We start from the raw sequence: 16975 nt of genomic DNA on the forward strand, positions 1-16975 counted from the left end.
CACCAGCATGGATCAACCCCTTCCGTCGCCGAGGGCCACGATCCGCTTCGCCTCCTCGACCGCGAACTCGAAGCCGGCGTCCGGGTCGCGCAGCAGCAGTTCCACGACCACCGCGTGCCGGCGGACGTGGGGGTCGGCGTGCGAGGTCGCGGCGTGCAGGGCCGGCACGGCCGCCTCGCCGAGCGCCACCAGCGCCCGACCGAGGCTCAGCTGCACCTCGCGCCCGCCGCGCCCGAGCTGCGTCGCCAGCGCGGCGGCCAGCTCGGTCCGCGCGCCGTCGGGCACGAGCACCACCGCGGCCCGCCACGCGCTGCGCGCCACCTCGTCGTCGGCGTCGGTGAGCAGCGCCCGGGTGATCGCCGGCCAGGCCCGCCGGTCGCCGATCTTGGACAGCGTGTGCAGCGCCTGGCCGCGGGCCTGCGCGATCCGCGAGCCCAGCTCGGCGACGAGCGCCGGGACCGTCGTCGAGGCCGGGTGGCGGGTGAGCGCCCAGGTCAGCATCTCGCGCACCGAGAAGTCGGGCTCGACCGCGCACCGCGCGACGAGCGCCTCGACGGTCCGCGGGTCCGGGGCCGTGCCGATGGCCAGGGCCGCCCGCAGCCGCACCGACGCGCTGTCGGCCTCCAGCGCCCGCAGTGCCTGCGGCGTGTTCGTGTCCTCGTCCGTCACGGTCATCGCGACCACCTCCGGGAGGCAGTCCAGACCTTGTCACCGTGTCAAGGTCAAGCGGTGTCGCGGTCGAGCACACTCGGCCGGGCCCGCCCGCGGGTGGTGGGCTACTTGCCGAGCCGGCGTTCCCGGCGGCCGTAGTCGCGCAGCGCCCGCAGGAAGTCGACCTTGCGGAAGGCGGGCCAGAAGGTGTCGCAGAAGTACAGCTCGGCGTGTGCCGACTGCCACAGCAGGAACCCGGACAGCCGCTCCTCGCCGCTGGTCCGGATGATCAGGTCGGGCTCCGGGCGCCCGGCCGTGTACAGGTGCGCGGCGATGGCCTCGTCGGTGATCCGGGAGGCGACCTCGGCCAGGTCGGCCCCGGCGCGGGCCTCGGCCTCCAGCAGCGAGCGCAGCGCGTCGACCACCTCGACGCGGCCGTCGTAGCCGACCGCGATGGTGGCGTGGGCCCCGGTGGCGCGGTCGCGGGTGCTCTCCTCGGCGAGCTTGAGCGCGTGCGCCGTCGAGTCGGGCAGCACGTCGAGCCGGCCGGCCAGGTGGACCTGCCACGGGCTGGCCGGGCCGGCCAGGCGCTCGGTGACGACCTCCTCGATGACCTCGAGCAGGTGCGCGACCTCGTCGCCGTGGCGCTTGTGCAGGTTGTCGATGGAGGCGACGTAGACGGTGACGTGGTCGATGCCCATCTCCCGGCACCAGCCCAGGACCTCGTGCACGTGCTCGGCGCCGTAGCGGTGCCCGAGGCGGCCGTCGATGCCGCGCTGGCGGGCCCAGCGGCGGTTGCCGTCCATGACCAGGGCGACGTGGCGGGGCAGGTTGCCGGCCGACACGCGCTCGGCGAGCCTGCGCTCGTAGAGCCGGTAGATCGGTGAGGACGCCCGGCCGTGTCGCACCGTGGGAGGCTACCGGTGCCGCCGCCGGCCGCGGACGAGGTGGTCGAACCCGCCGCGCTCGGTCTCAGGCGTCGGCGCGGATGTTCTCGCGCGCCCAGGTCTCGAAGCTGGTGAGCGGGATCCCGAGCTCCCGCGCGTACTGCGGCCGCCCCGGCTGCTCGGCCACGTTCATCCAGTCGTGCCCGGCGCCCATCGGCGGCATCCCGGCGGCGACGGCCTCGTCCAGGGTCATGTCCGGTGCGGACAGCGGTGTGCCCAGTGCCCGGGAGAGCACGTCGGCGATCCCGGTCATCGACAGGTGGTCGCTGGCGAACTCCAGCTCGACCCGGTCGAAGCGCTCCGGCTCGGCGATGGCGGCGGCGGCCGCGCGACCCACGTCGGCCACGTCGACCAGGGCCAGCCGGGTCCGCGGCTTGAGGACGCTGACCAGGCCCCCTTCGATGCCGCGCGGGAACAGGAACCGCATCGAGGGCAGGAAGTTCACCATGAAGAAGCCGGGCTTGATGATCGTCCAGTGCTCGAAGTCCGCCTCGCGGACGCTGTCCTGCACGGCGCTCTTGGCGCTCATGGTCGGCTCCAACGGCGCCCAGCGGCCCTCCGCCCAGCCGGGGGTCTCGGTGTGCTGCCCGGCGCCGGTCACGGAGGTGTGCACGAACTGCGCCACGCCGGCGGACTTCGCGCCCTCGACGAGGTTGATCCCCTGGGTGGCCTCCCCGGCGAAGTCGAAGCCGTCGCCGGTGAAGGCCGGCATCTGCACGGAGAAGACGGCGCGGGCGCCCTTGGCGGCCCGCACGATCGAGTCCCGGTCGTGCAGGTCACCGGTGACCAGTTCGGCGCCGAGCGCCTCGACCGCCCGGGCGCGCTCGGTGGTCGTGTCGCGCAGCAGCGCGCGGACGGGGACGCCGGCCGCGAGCAGGGCGCGGGCGGTGGCGCCGCCCTGGCGGCCGGTGGCGCCGGTGACCAGGACGGGTGCGGGATCTGCTGACATGGTGCTCCTCGACCGTGCGGCAAGAAATGGCGGGGTCCGCCAGTTATGCTGCCGGACGATATGGCGGACCCCGCCACTTATCAAGCCCGTCCGCCGCGGCGGGCCGATCGGAGGACGACGCCGTGCCCGACCGCCAGCGCGCCGACGCCCGGCGCAACTACGCGCGCGTGCTCGCCGTCGCCGAGCGGGAGGTCGCCGCCCACGGCGCCGGCGCCTCCCTGGAGCAGATCGCCCGCACCGCCGGGGTCGGCTCGGCGACGGTGCGCCGGCACTTCCCCACCCGCCGCGCGCTGCTGGAGGCGGTCTCCCACGGCCGGATCGAGGCGCTGTGCGCGCGCGCCCGTGAGCTGACCGGGGTCGGGGACAGCCGCGACGCCCTGCTGGAGTGGCTCGACGACGTCGTCGACTACTGCGTCGCGGCCCGCGGGCTGGCCGAGGCGCTGGCCTACGACCCCGCCGGCGCCGACCCGGTGCGCGGGAACAGTTGCGCCACGACCCTCCAGGACGCCGGTGAGCCGCTGCTGCGCGCCGCCGTGCGCGACGGCGCCGTCGCAGCGGACGTCACGGTGGAGGAGTTGATCACGCTGATCGTCGGCATCGTGCTGGCCACCGAGCACCACCCCGGCCCGTCCGCCGCGGCGACCCGGTTGTTCCGGTTGGCCGTGGCCGGGGTGAGCCCGCGCGATTGACACCGCGACCCGCGATGGCGCCGGTCGGACCATTGCCCGTCGGACAGCAAATGCTGCCGCTGCCGGCAGGCATCACATCCGCCATCGACCCTGTCCGGCGACCCCGCGCCGTGATGTGCTCTCCCCGCACGATTCGATTCATGGGGGGAACAATGGGACTTGTCACCACCGATGCCGGGCGGCGTTGGCCGCGCGGCGTCATTCCGTTCGAGATCGACGAGATCGCGTTCCCGGAGGGGACGCCGCAGCGCCGGCTCGTCGAGGCCGGAATCACGCTGTGGAACAACGGGCAGCAGTTCGTCCGGCTGGTGCCGCGCGACGGGCAGAGCGACCACGTGCAGTTCCGGGAGAGCCCGACGGACTTCGCGAGCCCGGTCGGGCGCCAGGGCGGTCGCCAGCCGCTGTGGTGCGACGTCGGCTCCAGCAACGAGGTGCGCATCCCCGGCCAGCAGAGCAAGGCGACCCCCGCGCTCGCCGCGTTCGGGGGCCAGCTGCACATCGTGCACCTCGGCGACGCCTCGAACGACATCTGGCACTCGGTGTTCGACGGCAGCACCTGGACCGCGAACGTGACGATCCCGGATCAGCAGAGCAAGGCGACCCCGGCCCTCGCCGCATTCGGGGGCGTGCTGCACATGGTGCACCTGGGAAACACCTCGAACGACATCTGGCACTCGGTTTTCGATGGCACCGCGTGGTCGTCGAACGTGCGGATTCCCGGGCAGCAGAGCAAGGCCGCGCCGGCGCTGGCGGTGCTGGACGACCGGCTGCACATGGTGCACCTCGGGGACGGCTCGAACGACATCTGGCACTCGGTTTTCGACGGCAGCGGGTGGTCGTCGAACGTGCGGATTCCCGGGCAGCAGAGCAAGGCCGCGCCGGCGCTGGCGGTGCTGGACGACCGGCTGCACATGGTGCACCTCGGGGACGGCTCGAACGACATCTGGCACTCGGTTCTCGACGGCACCGGGTGGACGCCGAACGTGAAGGTCCCCGACCAGCGCAGCTGGGCCACTCCGGGCCTGGCCGCGCTGAACGGCCGGCTGCACATGGTGCACCGGAGCGAGAGCTCCAGCGCCCTGTGGCACTCCACCTGCGACGGCACCACCTGGACCGCCGCCGTCGAGGTGGCGGGGGAGAAGAGTTCCGCCGGTCCGGCGCTGGCCGCGTTCGCCGGCCGCGTGCACACGGTGCACCTGGGCGAGAGCTCGACCGACCTGTGGCACTCCCGCGTCGACCAGGGCGTGTCCGGCTCGGCGACCACGATCGTGCACGAGATCGGGCACGCGGCCGGGCTGCACCACGAGCAGTGCCGCGAGGACCGCGACGAGTTCGTCCTGGTCGACGAGGACCGCATCAGGGACGGGTACGCGAAGGCCTACCGCAAGCACACCGACGACGCCGACGACAGCGGCCCCTACGACTACGGCTCGGCCATGCACTACTCGGCGATCGGCTTCGCGAAGGACCCGAGCCTGCCGGTCATGTCGCCCGGCCCGGCGACCGGCGGGTTCCTCAGCTCGTTCCCGAACATCGGCCAGAGCTTCGGCCTGTCCGCGGGCGACGGCGAGACGCTCTACGCGCTCTACCCGGCCTGGACCGCCACCACCCGCACCGTCGGGAAGACCAGCCGGCTGGCCCCGGCCGTAGCGGCGCTCGACGACCAACTGCACCTCGTGCACGTCGGCGAGGGTGGCAACCAGCTCTGGCACGCCCGGTTCGACGGCTCGACCTGGACCGTCGACGTGGTCGTCCCCGGCCAGTCCAGCAAGGCCACCCCGGCGCTCGCGGCGTTCGGCGGCGAGCTGCACATGGTCCACCTCGGCGACACCGAGAACGACCTGTGGCACTCCCGGCTCACCGCCTCCGGGTGGACGCCGAACGTGCGCATCCCCGGGCAGCAGAGCCGGGCCACGCCCGCGCTGGCCGAGTTCGACGGGGCGCTGCACCTGGTCCACCTGGGCGACGACTCGACCACCCTGTGGCACTCGTCGACCACCGACGGCAGCACGTGGACGCCGAACGTGCGGATCGAGGACCGGGCCAGCGGCGCGCCGCCGGCGCTGGCCGCCCTCCCGGGCGGGCTGCACATGGTGCACGTGGCGGAATCATCGACCGAGCTGCGGCACTCGGTGTTCGACGGCGCCGGGTGGTCGCCCGCCGAGCGCATCCCCCACCAGAGCACCCGGGCAGCGCCGGCCCTCGCGGCCTACCGGGGCCGGCTGCACCTGGTCCACCTCGGGGAGAGCGCGACCACCGTGTGGCACTCGGTCTTCGACGGCAGGTGGCGGCCGAACGTGCCGATCGAGGGGCACTCCAGCACGACCCCGGTGGCGCTGGCCGCGCACCTGGACCGGCTCGCGATGCTGCACCGCGGGGCGGGCTCGGCGAACCTCTGGATGAGCCACCACGACCGCTGAACCCGGCCGGTGGGTCGCGGCACCGCCCGCGGCCCACCGGACGTCGCGCTGCCGGCGGGCGCGGGTCAGGCGCGGGACTTGCGCCCGGTCACCTTGTTGTAGATCACCAGCACGATCACCGCGCCGATGACCGAGCCGATCCAGCCGGCCGGCTGGAAGCCGCGGAACCCGACGGTGAGCAGCCCGAACACGAAGCCGCCCACGACCGAGCCGACGACGCCGAGCAGGATCGTGCGCACCAGGCCGATGTCGTCCTTGCCGGGCACGATCGCGCGGGCGATGAAGCCGGCGATCAGTCCGAACAGGATCCAGCCCAGGATGGTCAGCAGCATGTCGCTACTCCTTCTCTCGTGATGGTGGGACGGTCGGACGGGTGCACCGCTCGTATGCGGGCACGAGCGCGCGGACGGCGAGCAGGTAGCCGGCGACGATGACGGCCAGCCAGGCCAGCGCGGCCGGCGGGATCGCGGTCATGTCGACCGCGGCGGCGAGGGGGGTCGCCGGCAGGGCCAGCGCGAGCACGGCGACGGCGGTGGCGACCACGGTGAGCGCCGTGGACGGGCCCGGGGCGCGGCGCGGGCGCAGCACCAGCAGGACCAGTATCTGCGACAGGATGCCCTCGATGAACCAGACCGCCTGGAACACCTGCTGCTCGGCGGGGGTGTCCATGCCCAGCACGCTCCACACCACCAGGAACGTGAGCAGGTCGAACGCGGTGCTCAGGCCGCCGAGCAGGAGCATGAACCGCAGCAATCCGCGGTGCTGCCAGCGGTGCGGGTGGCGCAGCCGGTCCGGGTCGGCCCGGTCGTGCGGGATGGCCAGGGCCACCGCGTTGTAGAGCAGGTTCTGCAGGATCAGCTGGACCGGCAGCAGCGGAAGGAACGGCAGGAACGTGCCCGCCAGCGTCATCGACGCCGCGTTGCCCAGGTTGAGCCCGGCGGTGATGGTGCTGTAGCGGGTGGCCGCGGTGAGGGTGCGCCTGCCCTCCTCGATGCCGGTCGCGACGACGCCGAGGTCGCCGCGCAGCACGACGAGGTCGGCCGCGGCCCTGGCCGCCTCGGCGCCGTCGGCCAGTCCGATGCCGACGTCGGCGGTGCGCAGTGCGTCGACGTCGTTGACGCCGTCGCCGAGGAAGCCGACCGAGCGCCCCTGGCGGCGCAGCGCCGCGACGAGGCGGGCCTTGTGGTGCGGGCGCAGGCCCGCGAACAGCGCGGCGTCGCGGACGACCGCGTCCAGTTCGTCGTCGTCGAGGGCGTCGACGTCGTCGCCGAGCACCGCCCGCCGCGCGGAGCCGCGGGCCGGCAGCGGGATCCCGGCCGCGAGGCAGACCCGCTCGGCGACCTGGGGCGCGTCGCCGGTGAGCACCTTGACCGCCACACCGAGTTCGGCGGCTCGCGCGACGGCCGCGGCGGCGCCGTCGCGGACGGGGTCGACGAAGCCCACGAAGCCCAGCAGCGTGAGGTCGCGCTCCAACTCGCGCACCGGGCCTGCGGGCCGGCCGACGCGCCGGGTGGCCACGGCCAGCACCCGCATGCCCTGGCCGCGGTGCTCGTCCAGGCAGCTCGCCGCCCGCTCGCGCAGGTCGGCGTCGAAGGCGACGGTGGCGCCGTCGGAGACCACCGTGGCGCACAGCGGCAGCAGGGCGTCCGGGTCGCCCTTGGTGACCAGTAGCAGCGGCGCCCCGTCGCCGTTGAGGGTGGCGCGCAGGACCAGGGTGCTGCGGCGGCGCCCGTGGTCGAAGGGCAGCTCGTCGACCAGGTCGTACACGGCGTCGCTGAGCAGGGTGTCGGCGTCGGAGACCAGCTCGGCCAGCGCCTCGTCGAGCGGGTCGGCCGGCACGGTCTGGAAGTGCGCGGCCAGGAACGCGTGCCGGGCCACGCCGGCGTCGGGGCGCGAGCGGATGTCGACGGCGTGGGTGTAGACGACGCGGCCCTCGGTGAGGGTGCCGGTCTTGTCCAGGCAGAGCACGTCGACGCCGCCGAGGTCGTGGATGGCGTCCAGGCGCGAGACGAGCACGCCCGCCTCGCGCAGCCGGCGCGCGCCGCGCGCGAGGGTGGTGGTGACGATGATGGGCAGCAGTTCGGGGGTGAGCCCCACGGCGACGGCGACGGCGAAGGTGGCCGCGGTGGCCCAGTCGCCGGTGAGGGTGCCGTTGACCAGCAGCACCACCGGCACCAGCACGAGCATGAACCGCAGCAGGTCCCACGTGGTGGCGCGCACCGCGGACTCGGCGGCGCTGCGCGGGCGGGGCCGGGGGAGCGCCGTGGCGTGCAGGCGGGTCCGGTCGCCGGTGGCGACGACGACCGCCGTGGCGGTGCCGCGGACGACGGTGGTTCCGGCGAAGCCGATGGTGGGCGGCTCGTCGGTGGGCCCGGTTGCGCCCGCCGGTCCGGGCGGGGTCGGGTGGGGTGCGTGCTTGGCCACCGGCAGTAGCTCGCCGGTCAGCACCGACTGGTCGATCAGCAGGTCGGTGCAGCTCAGCAGGCGCACGTCGGCGGGGACGAGGTCGCCGGCGGCGAGTTGCACGACGTCGCCGGGAACCAGGTCGGCGACGGGGATCTCGCGCTGGTGGGTCGGCCCGTCGCCGATGCGGCGGCGCACCAGCGCGGTGGTCGTGGTGTGCGAGCGCAGGGTCCGCAGCACGCGCCGCGCGCGCAGCTGCTCGGCCAGCCGCAGCGCGATGCCGCACGCGGCGATGGCCAGCACCATGGCCGCGCCTGCGGCGTTGCCGACGGCGAGCAGGATCGCGCCCAGCACCAGCAGCATCCCCGCGAACGGGCTGCCCACCGCCGTGCGCAGGTGGGTGGCGAGCCCTGGGTCGCGGGCGGGGGTGGGCGCGTTGTCGCCGTGACCGGCCAGGCGCCGCGCGGCGTCGGCCTCGTCCAGGCCGTTGAGCGAGCTGCGCGTGCGGCGCAGGACCACCAGCGGCGGGGCCTGGGCCAGGTCCTCGGGAGCCGTGCCCGCGCGGGGGGCCGGCCGGGTCGTCGTCGGCTCGTGCCGCTCGTCCATCCGCCTCCCGCCAGCGCTTTCCATGGGACACCCCGGATGGGCCTCCGCCCGACCGACGGTATCATTTGCGCAAGTGACGCAAGTGTTGGAAGCTGCACAGGCACCCGGAAGGAGCGCCGTGCCCGAACTCGAACCGGTGGCGGTGCCGGTGCTGGAGCCGCACCTGCTGCACGACGTCGCCTCGGTGTTCGGCCTGTTGAGCGCCACCGCCCGGCTGCAGATCATGTGGCTGCTGTCGGCGGGCCCGCGCGACGTCGGCACCCTCGCCGCCGACCTGGGCCAACCGGTGGCCGCGGTCAGCCAGCACCTGGCCAAGCTCAAGCTGGGCGGGCTGGTGCGCGCCCGTCGCCAGGGCAGGCGCCGGATCTACGCCGTGGACGACGAGGTCATGGGCGAGGTGGTGCGCATGGTCGTCGCACGCCTCGACGGCGGCGGCGCGGCCGGCGCCGCCCGGCGGGTCGGACCGGCCTGAGAGTGGTCAGGGAGTGCGCCGTGGGCGCGTTGGGACGCCCCCGGCAGTGCCCGGGGCGTGGCGGGAAGGGCGTGGAGCTCAGGTGAGGACCGTGCGCGTCACCGAGGTCGTCGGGATCAGTGCGGAGTCGTGGGACGCGGCGGGTCGCGCGGCGGTGGCCGAGGCCACCAGGACGGTGCGCGGGCTGCAGGCCGCGGAGGTCGTCAAGCAGGACCTGGTCATCGAGGACGGCGTGGTGGTCGGCTACCGGGTGCGGCTGGCGATCGCCTTCGACCCCAGCCTGCCCGCCCCCGCCCCTACCGCCACCTCTACCGGGGCCCGGACCGGTGGCGCAGCCCTCGCCGCGTCCGGCGCACCCAGGGTCGCGATCGTGCAGGGCCCTCCCGCGCCGTCGGCGCTCAGAATGTGAGCACCAGCCGCCCGCGCACCCCGCCGGCCTCCAGCCGGCGGTGCGCCTCGGCGGCCCGCTCGGCGGGCACCGTGTCGGCCACGCGCAGGGTCAGCTGACCGGCCAGCACCAGCTCGGCGAGGCGCGCGATGCCGGCGCCGTCGCGCAGGTGGTCGCGCACCTTCACCGGGTGGACCCGGACGCCGCGCTCGGAGGGCCCCGACCAGAACCGCACGGTGGCCAGCACCCCGCCGTCGCACACGATGCCCAGCGCGGCGGCGTCCAGCACGGCCGCGTCGATCAGCCCGTCGACGCCGTCGGGCACGGCGTCGCGGAACGCCGCCACCTCGGCCGCGGCGTCGCGGGAGGACGGCACCACAACGTCGGCGCCCAGCCGGGTGACCAGATCGTGGTCGCGTTCGGAGGTGTCGGCGACGACCCGCAGCCCGGCGACCTTGCCCAGCTGGATGGCGTATCCGCCCACCGCGCCCGCCGCCCCGGTGACGCCGAGCGTCGCGCCAGGGGCGAGCGCCATGTGGTGCAGCGCGGAGGCCACGGTCAGGCCGTTCATCGGCAGTGTCGCGGCCTCGGCGTCGGAGATCGCGTCGGGCACGGCGGCCACGGCGTCGGCCGCCACCACGACCCGCTCGGCGTAGGAACCGCCCTGCGCGCGCCGGGGCGTGACGATCGCCATGACCCGCTGCCCGGGCTCCCACGCGACCCCCTGGCCGGCGGCGTCGACGACGCCGGCCAGCTCCATGCCGGGGATCCACGGCGGCGCCAGCCCCTCGTCGGCAGCGGGGCCGACCTGGCGGAACACGGTGTCGGTAGGGTTGACCGCGGCGGCGGTGGTGCGGATGCGGACCTCACCGGGACCCGGCTCGGGCACCGGCAGCTCGACGGTCTCGAGCGCCTCCGGGCCGCCGGGGGAGCGGACGCCGATCGCGTGCATGGTGGTCGTCATGCCCCACACCTACCGTGATCCACCGGTCGGGGCAGGGTGGGCGGCGGACGCCTCACCCGCCCGCGGTGCGCGCCGCGCCGAGCATCCGCCCCACGACCAGGTCGACGTAGCCGACCACCACCGCCTCCAGATCGAGCTCGCCGTCGTCGTGGAACCAGTTGCTGATGCCGTTGAGCGCGTCGCACATCGCGAACGCGGCCAGCCGGGCGTCGGGCACGTCGAACTCGCCGGTGCGCATCCCCGCCACCACGACGTCGCGGACCCGGCGCTGGTAGTAGCGCCTGTGGTCGTCGACGACCGCCCGGTGCCGCGGGGTCAGCGAGGCCAGCTCGTGCAGGCCGACGAGGTGCTCGACCCGCCTGCGGTGCAGGTGCTCCAGGTGCGCGCGCACGAGGGCGGACATCCGCTGCGCCGGCGTGCCCGGCGCGTCGAGCAGCGGCAGGTTCAGCTCGTTGGGCTCCTCGGTGACGGTCAGGCAGATCGCGTAGAGGATCTCCTCCTTCGAGGCGAAGTGGTGGTAGAGGCTCGCGCCGCGGATGCCGACGGCCTCGGCGACGTCGCGCATGCCCACGGCGGCGTAGCCGTCGCGGGCGAACGTGCGCGCCGCGGCGCGCACGATCTCCTCGCGCCTGCCTGTGCCGGCCCGGCGCGAGGAGATCGGTCCCGGTGTGCCCCGTGCCTGGCTCATGCGGGCAGCTCGACCACCCGCAGCTCGCGCTTGAGGACCTTGCCCTGCGCGTCGACCGGAAGCTCGGCGACGACGTGCACCGCTTTGGGCGCCTTGAACACGGCCAGGTGCTCGCGGCAGAACGCGATGAGGGCGGGCGGGTCCGGGTCGGCGCCCGGGCGGGGGATGACGAACGCGGTGACCGCCTCGGACCAGTAGTCGGCCCGGCGGCCCACCACCGCGGCCCGCAGCACGTCGGGGTGGGAGTGCAGGACCCGCTCGACCTCCTGCGAGGACACGTTCATCCCCCCGGACTTGATCATGTCGGTGAGCCGGTCGTGGAAGAACAGGTTGCCCTCGGCGTCGACGCGCACGATGTCGCCGGTGTGCAGCCACCCGTCGCGCAGCACCGCGGCGGTCTTGTCGGGGTCGCGGTGGTAGCCCAGCATCACCGACGGCGACCGGCACACCAGCTCGCCGACCTCGGCGTCGCGGCCCTCGTCGTCGACCACCCGGACCTCCAGGTGGGTGACCGGCTTGCCGATCCAGGACGGGTCGCCGCCGGGGATGTCGTCGAGCGTGGCGAACCAGCCGACCGTGCCCAGCTGCGACAGCTCCGACTGCCCCCAGTAGGTGCCCCAGCGCGCGTCCGGCGCGGCCGCCGCCCACGCCTCGATCGCCGCGGGCGCCACCTGCCCGCCGTAGGTCATGCACCGGCGCACCGCGCCCACGGCATCGGCGCCGAAGCCCGGCTGCGCGGCCAGCCCCAGGTAGAACGTCGGGGTCTGGGCGATCACCGTGACCCGCTCGCGGGCGATGATCTCCAGCGCGGTGGCCGGCTCGACCGTCGAGGGCAGCACCAGGGTGGCGCCCATCAGGGTCAGGGTGGTCATGGAGCCGAGCCCGGCGATGGTGAAGAACGGCATCACGAACAGCCAGGTGTCGTCCGGGCCGGTCTGCAGGCCCCAGCTCCACGCCGGCGCGGTGGAGATGAGGTAGTTGCGGTGCGGGATGAGCACGCCCTTGGCCGCGGCCTCGGTGCCGCTGGTGTAGACCAGCATCGCCACGTCGTCCTCGTCGACGTCGGCGTCGGGCTCGGTGTCGGGCAGCCCGGCCAGCTCGGCGTCCATGCCCGGGCCGAGCAGCACCGGCTCCGCGCCCGCCCCGGCGAGCCGCTCGGCGAACTCGGCGTCGCCGAGCACCAGCGCGGGCCGGGCGTGGGCGAGCTGCTCGCCGATCTCGCGCGCCCCCAGCAGCACGTTCACCGCGCTGAACGCGGCGCCGACCTTCAGCGCCCCGTAGTAGGCGGCGATCATCGCGACGCTGTTGCGGCCCATCGCCGAGACGACGTCGCCCCGCCCGACGCCGCGGGCCCGCAGCAGGTGCGCGTAGCGGTTGGCCAGCCGGTCGAGCTCGCCGTAGGTGACCTCGGACCGCTCGGGCGCGTAGGCCACGACGGCGAGCTCGTCGGGCTGCGTGCGGGCGTGGCGGCGCAGCTGGTCGCCGATCGTGGCGCGACCGACCCGCGTCCGGTACTGGGCGCGGTCGAGGCCCGCCCAGCCGTCGTGGCCCATCGGTCAGGCCTCCGCGGGGGTGGGGAAGCAGGGGCGGCCGAAGGTCTCGGCGAACACGATCTCCTCGACCGGGGAGCGGGAGAGCTTGCGCGGGAACGGCCGCTCCGGGTACCCGACGGCGATGTGGCCCGCGGTGATGAAGTCGTCCGGGATGGCCAGCAGCTCGCGGACGGCGGGCTCGGTGATGCAGAGCAGCGTGGTGAACGCCGTGCCGACGCCCTCGGCGCGCAGCGCGAGGCACAGGTTCTGCACGGTCGGGTAGATCGACCCGCCGCCCACCACGGACAGCCTGCCCAGCTCGGTGTCGGTGGGGTGCAGCCCGGCCAGCTCCGCGCAGGCCACCACGATCGCCGGGACCTCGGCCAGGTGCTCGGCGAAGTGGTCGGCGTCGAGCACCGTCTGCGGCAGCGCCCCCACGTTGACGTCGCCGGAGGAGATGCCGTCGAAGTAGGCCTTCCACAGCGGGAGGTAGAGGTCGGCGAGCGCCTGCTTGGTGGCGGGCTCGCGCACGACGACCCAGCGCACCGGCTGGCGGTTGCCGCCCTGCGGGCCGAACCGGGCGACCTCGAACGCGCGGTGCAGCACCTCGTCGGGAACGGGGTCCGGGCAGAAGTACCGGCAGGTCCCCGTGGTGCGCATGGCCTCGGTCAGCTCCATTGCTGTCCTCCCTGTCCGCGGTTAGGTCGGGCCCGGGAAGGATGGCGGTGATCGCCGCGGGTCGTCAACCACTGCTTTCGTCCGGACCTAACGGCGGTTAGCTTGGGGGGATGAGCGCCGACCCCCTGACCGAGCCCGTCCCCGGGACCCCGCCGGACCGCGACGCGCTCGCCGCGGCGCTGGAGCACGCCAACTTGCCCTCGCTGGTCCCGGTCCTGCACCAGCTCACCGGCGAGCGCCGCTGGCTCGCCGAGCCCTACCGGCCCGAGCGCAGCCGGGGCATGGACGACAACGACGACGGCGGGTTCGCGCCCGAGGTGCGCGCCGAGATCAGGGCGGCCGCCCTGGAGGCCGTGCTCGCCTGGTCGGCGGGGCGCCCGCCCGCCGTGCCGGCCCCGACCGGCGAGGCGCTCGTCGAGCTGATGGGCCTGGCCGTGGGCGAGCCGGTGCCCGCCGAGTACGCCGCGATGACCGCCGAGGACATGGGCTTCGCGCCGCCCGAGCCGGTCCGCGTGGTGCCCGGCTCGGACCTGCGGGTGGTCGTGATCGGCGCGGGCGTCTCCGGGATGCTCGCCGCGATCCGGCTGCACGAGGCCGGGATCTCCCACGTCGTGCTGGAGAAGAACGACGACGTCGGGGGCACCTGGCTGGAGAACGCCTATCCCGGGGCGGGGGTCGACACCCCGAGCCACCTGTACTCCTACTCATTCGCGCCGCGGCGGTGGTCCACCCACTTCGGCAAGCGCGACGAGGTGCTGGCGTACCTGCGCGAGGTGGCCGACCGCTACGACCTGCGCTCGCGCATCCGGTTCGGCGTCGAGGCCGCCGGCGCCGACTACGACGCCGACCGCCGCCGCTGGACGGTGCGCACCACCGACGGCGAGCGCATCGAGGCGCACGCCGTGATCACCGCCGTCGGCCAGCTGAACCGGCCCAAGGTGCCCGACCTGCCCGGCATGGGGGAGTTCCGCGGGCGGCTGTTCCACTCGGCGCGCTGGCCGGCCGACCTCGACCTGACCGGCAAGCGGCTGGCCGTGATCGGCACCGGGGCCAGCGCGATGCAGATCGTGCCCGCCGTCGCCGGCACCGCCGCGCACGTGACGATCTTCCAGCGGTCGCCGCAGTGGGCCGCGCCCAACGGCGTCTACTTCAGCCCGATCGACGAGCACGTCCAACTGCTGATGGACGCCGTGCCGTTCTACCGGCGCTGGTACCGCACCCGGCTGGCCTGGAACTTCAACGACCGGGTCCACCCGTCGCTGCAGATCGACCCCGAGTGGGAGCACCCGCGGCGCTCGGTCAACGCGGTCAACGACGCCCACCGCCGCGTCTTCACCCGCTACCTGCAGTCCGAGCTGGCCGGCCGCGACGACCTGGTGGCCAAGGCGCTGCCGGACTACCCGCCCTTCGGCAAGCGGATGCTGCTGGACAACGGCTGGTACGCCGCGCTGCGCCGCGACGACGTCACCCTGCTCACCGAGCCCGTCGCGGCGATCACCCCGACCGGGGTCCGGGGCGCCGACGGCACCGAGGTCGAGGCCGACGTCGTCGTGCTGTGCACCGGCTTCGAGACGCACAAGCAGTTGCACCCGCTCGACATCCGCGGCCGCGACGGCGCCTTGCTGCGCGAGCTGTGGGGCCCCGACGACGCCGACGCGCACCTGGGGATCACCGTGGCCGGCTTCCCGAACCTGTTCCTGACCTGCGGCCCGGGCACGGTCCTCGGGCACGGCGGCAGCTACATCACCATCGCCGAGTTCCAGGTGCGCTACATCGTCGAGGCGCTGGTGACGATGGCCGAGCGGGGGATCGGTGCCGTCGAGTGCCGCCCGGAGGCGCACGCCGACTACGCCGCCCGCCAGGACGCCGCCCACGAGCGGATGATCTGGACGCACCCGGGAATGGGCAACTGGTACCGCAACCCCGCCGGGCGGGTGGTCTGCACGCTGCCCTGGCGGATCGTCGACTACTGGGCGATGACCCGCCACGTCGACTGGGACGACTTCAGCACCGAGCCGGCGCGGTGAGCCGCGGGCCTCAGCGGCCGGTGGAGCTCGCGACCGGCTCCGGCGCGCCCACCGCCACCGGGGCGTTGCGGCCGGTCCGTGCGGAGCGCCGGGCGCCGAGCACCGCCAGGATCGACAGCGCCGAGACGACCGCCATGCCGGCGAGGGTGACCCGGTAGCCCAGCACCAGCTGCTCGACCGCGGCGGGCGCCACGTCGGCGAGCGTGCCGGCGAACACGGCGGGGCGCAGCGCCGCGGGCAGCGCGGCGGTCACCGAGGTCAGCGCCAGCGCCGTGGTCACCACGATCGCGGTGTTGATCACCATCAGCCGCATGGCGTTGACGATGCCCACCCGGTTGGCCGGCAGCTCGTCGAGCAGGGCGGTGGTGTTGGCCGGCACGAACAGCCCCGAGCCGACGCCCAGCAGGACCAGCGCGACGCAGACCGTCGCGTAGCCGCCCGTCGCCGAGATGCTCGCGGTCAGCAGCAGCAGGCCCGCGGTGCTGACCGCGTTGCCCAGCACGGCGACGCGGCGCGCGTCGAGCCAGCGGTGCAGCAGCCCCGAGCTCGCGGAGAAGACCATCATGGCCGCCGACATCGGCAGCACCCGCAGCCCGGCGGTGATCGGGTCCTCGCCGTGCGCTGCCTGGTAGAACAGCGCGACCAGCAGGACGACGGCCATCCGCGACGACGTGCTGAGGAACGACGCGGTCAGCCCGAGGCTGAAGACGCGGTCGGTGAACAGTCCCATGTCCACGACCGGGTTCGCGCTGCGCCGCTCCACCACCACGAACACCGGCAGCAGCACCACGAACAGGGCGATCCCGATCAGCACGACGGGGGCGGTCCAACCGTGGTCGGACACCTGCGACAGCCCGATGAGCAGCCCGCCCAGCGACACCAGCACCAGCAGGTTGCCCGGCAGGTCCAGGCCCCGCTCCCCGGTGGTGGGGGGCGCCCGGCGCAGGGCGACGATCCCCCACACCAGGCAGACCAGCCCCAGCGGCACGCTGAACCAGAACACCCACTGCCAGCCGAACCGGTGCGACAGGAACCCGCCCAGCGTCGGCCCGACCACCTGGGCCACCGAGAACGAGGCGATGTAGACGCCCATGCCGCGCCCGAGCAGGTGGCGCGGGAAGGCGTCGGTCAACAGCGCGGCGCTGTTGGCCAGCAGCATCGCCCCACCGGCCGCCTGCACGACCCGCAGCCCGACGATCCACCACTCGTCGGGCGCGAAGCCCAGCGCCAGGCTGGCGGCGGTGTAGGTGGCCAGGCCCCACAGGTACATCGAGCGCCTGCCGAACATGTCGGCCAGCCGCCCGAAGACCACCATCAGCACGGTGTTGGCCAGCATGAACGACAGCAGCATCCAGCTCGCGGCCGCCGCGCTCGCGTCGAAGGCCCGCACGACGTCGGGCAGGGCGACGTTGAGCGAGCTGGTGCCCAGCGCGAAGGCGATGCTGGCCATGCTGACCACCGACAGCACCCGCCACGCGTAGCGCGTCCGGTCCCGATCGGTCGGGTCGGGCGCCACCACAGCCTCCAGCCGCCCGGGGGCCGGGCGTCGACGGTCGAAAAA

General features: G+C 74.4%; 15 protein-coding genes. 5 read left to right on the forward strand and 10 right to left on the reverse strand.

All coding sequences use genetic code 11. From position 1 onward, the window contains the following. Window positions 1–12 precede the first annotated feature (12 nt). The 3 genes from KIK08_RS00505 to KIK08_RS00515 form a co-directional block, all read right to left on the reverse strand. Window positions 13–675, reverse strand: coding sequence for a HEAT repeat domain-containing protein (locus KIK08_RS00505; RefSeq protein ID WP_214400910.1), 663 nt, complete (start codon window positions 673–675; stop codon window positions 13–15). 101 nt (window positions 676–776) lie between these two features. Then, window positions 777–1559: a polyprenyl diphosphate synthase gene (gene uppS / locus KIK08_RS00510; protein ID WP_308257289.1), complete on the reverse strand. Its 783-nt coding sequence runs from the start codon at window positions 1557–1559 to the stop codon at window positions 777–779. A 64-nt stretch (window positions 1560–1623) separates the two neighbouring features. Further along, on the reverse strand, window positions 1624–2547 hold the full coding sequence (locus KIK08_RS00515; protein WP_214400911.1) for an NmrA family NAD(P)-binding protein: 924 nt from the start codon (window positions 2545–2547) through the stop codon (window positions 1624–1626). Window positions 2548–2669: 122 nt separating this feature from the next. On the opposite strand from KIK08_RS00515, the gene KIK08_RS00520 reads away from it, so the two are divergent. Together KIK08_RS00520 and KIK08_RS00525 are read left to right on the forward strand one after the other, a co-directional pair. Beyond that, a complete protein-coding gene (locus KIK08_RS00520) occupies window positions 2670–3236 on the forward strand; it encodes a TetR/AcrR family transcriptional regulator (RefSeq protein ID WP_214400912.1) in 567 nt (188 codons plus the stop codon). Between the two features lie 140 nt (window positions 3237–3376). Then, entirely contained in the window at window positions 3377–5656 is a 2280-nt protein-coding gene (locus KIK08_RS00525) for a M12 family metallopeptidase (protein WP_214400913.1), read from the forward strand. 65 nt (window positions 5657–5721) lie between these two features. On the opposite strand, the gene KIK08_RS00530 is transcribed toward KIK08_RS00525, so the two are convergent. Continuing rightward, window positions 5722–5988, reverse strand: coding sequence for a GlsB/YeaQ/YmgE family stress response membrane protein (locus KIK08_RS00530; RefSeq protein WP_214400914.1), 267 nt, complete (start codon window positions 5986–5988; stop codon window positions 5722–5724). Window positions 5989–5992: 4 nt separating this feature from the next. Then, complete coding sequence (gene mgtA / locus KIK08_RS00535) at window positions 5993–8665, reverse strand: magnesium-translocating P-type ATPase (RefSeq protein WP_214400915.1); 2673 nt, start codon at window positions 8663–8665, stop codon at window positions 5993–5995. 118 nt (window positions 8666–8783) lie between these two features. On the opposite strand from mgtA, the gene KIK08_RS00540 reads away from it, so the two are divergent. Further along, window positions 8784–9137, forward strand: a complete 354-nt coding sequence (locus KIK08_RS00540; protein WP_308257290.1) for an ArsR/SmtB family transcription factor — start codon at window positions 8784–8786, stop codon at window positions 9135–9137. Between the two features lie 82 nt (window positions 9138–9219). Beyond that, complete coding sequence (locus KIK08_RS00545) at window positions 9220–9546, forward strand: dodecin family protein (protein WP_214400916.1); 327 nt, start codon at window positions 9220–9222, stop codon at window positions 9544–9546. Here the strand turns inward: KIK08_RS00545 and KIK08_RS00550 are convergent. The 4 genes from KIK08_RS00550 to KIK08_RS00565 are packed head-to-tail and all read right to left on the reverse strand — an operon-like array spanning window position 9536 to window position 13387. Beyond that, on the reverse strand, window positions 9536–10489 hold the full coding sequence (locus KIK08_RS00550; RefSeq protein ID WP_250555998.1) for an NADP-dependent oxidoreductase: 954 nt from the start codon (window positions 10487–10489) through the stop codon (window positions 9536–9538). The two genes, KIK08_RS00545 and KIK08_RS00550, sit on opposite strands and share 11 nt — an antisense overlap. Before the next feature lie 52 nt (window positions 10490–10541). Next, window positions 10542–11177 (reverse strand): TetR/AcrR family transcriptional regulator, encoded by a 636-nt coding sequence (locus KIK08_RS00555; RefSeq protein WP_214400917.1) that lies wholly within the window; start codon window positions 11175–11177, stop codon window positions 10542–10544. Further along, a complete protein-coding gene (locus KIK08_RS00560; protein ID WP_214400918.1) occupies window positions 11174–12730 on the reverse strand; it encodes a class I adenylate-forming enzyme family protein in 1557 nt (518 codons plus the stop codon). The genes KIK08_RS00555 and KIK08_RS00560 overlap by 4 nt, the downstream gene beginning before the upstream one ends. A 3-nt stretch (window positions 12731–12733) precedes the next feature. Then, window positions 12734–13387 (reverse strand): nitroreductase family protein, encoded by a 654-nt coding sequence (locus tag KIK08_RS00565; protein ID WP_214400919.1) that lies wholly within the window; start codon window positions 13385–13387, stop codon window positions 12734–12736. A gap of 110 nt (window positions 13388–13497) precedes the next feature. Here KIK08_RS00565 and KIK08_RS00570 point away from each other — a divergent pair, with 110 nt between their 5' ends. After that, window positions 13498–15414, forward strand: coding sequence for a flavin-containing monooxygenase (locus KIK08_RS00570; RefSeq protein ID WP_214400920.1), 1917 nt, complete (start codon window positions 13498–13500; stop codon window positions 15412–15414). A gap of 10 nt (window positions 15415–15424) precedes the next feature. On the opposite strand, the gene KIK08_RS00575 is transcribed toward KIK08_RS00570, so the two are convergent. After that, the gene (locus KIK08_RS00575; protein ID WP_214400921.1) at window positions 15425–16930 is read right to left on the reverse strand and encodes an MFS transporter; all 1506 of its coding nucleotides are present in this window, start codon (window positions 16928–16930) and stop codon (window positions 15425–15427) included. Window positions 16931–16975 lie beyond the last annotated feature (45 nt).

Origin of the sequence: Pseudonocardia lacus (assembly GCF_018531445.1) — a bacterium.
Lineage (GTDB): Bacteria > Actinomycetota > Actinomycetes > Mycobacteriales > Pseudonocardiaceae > Pseudonocardia > Pseudonocardia lacus.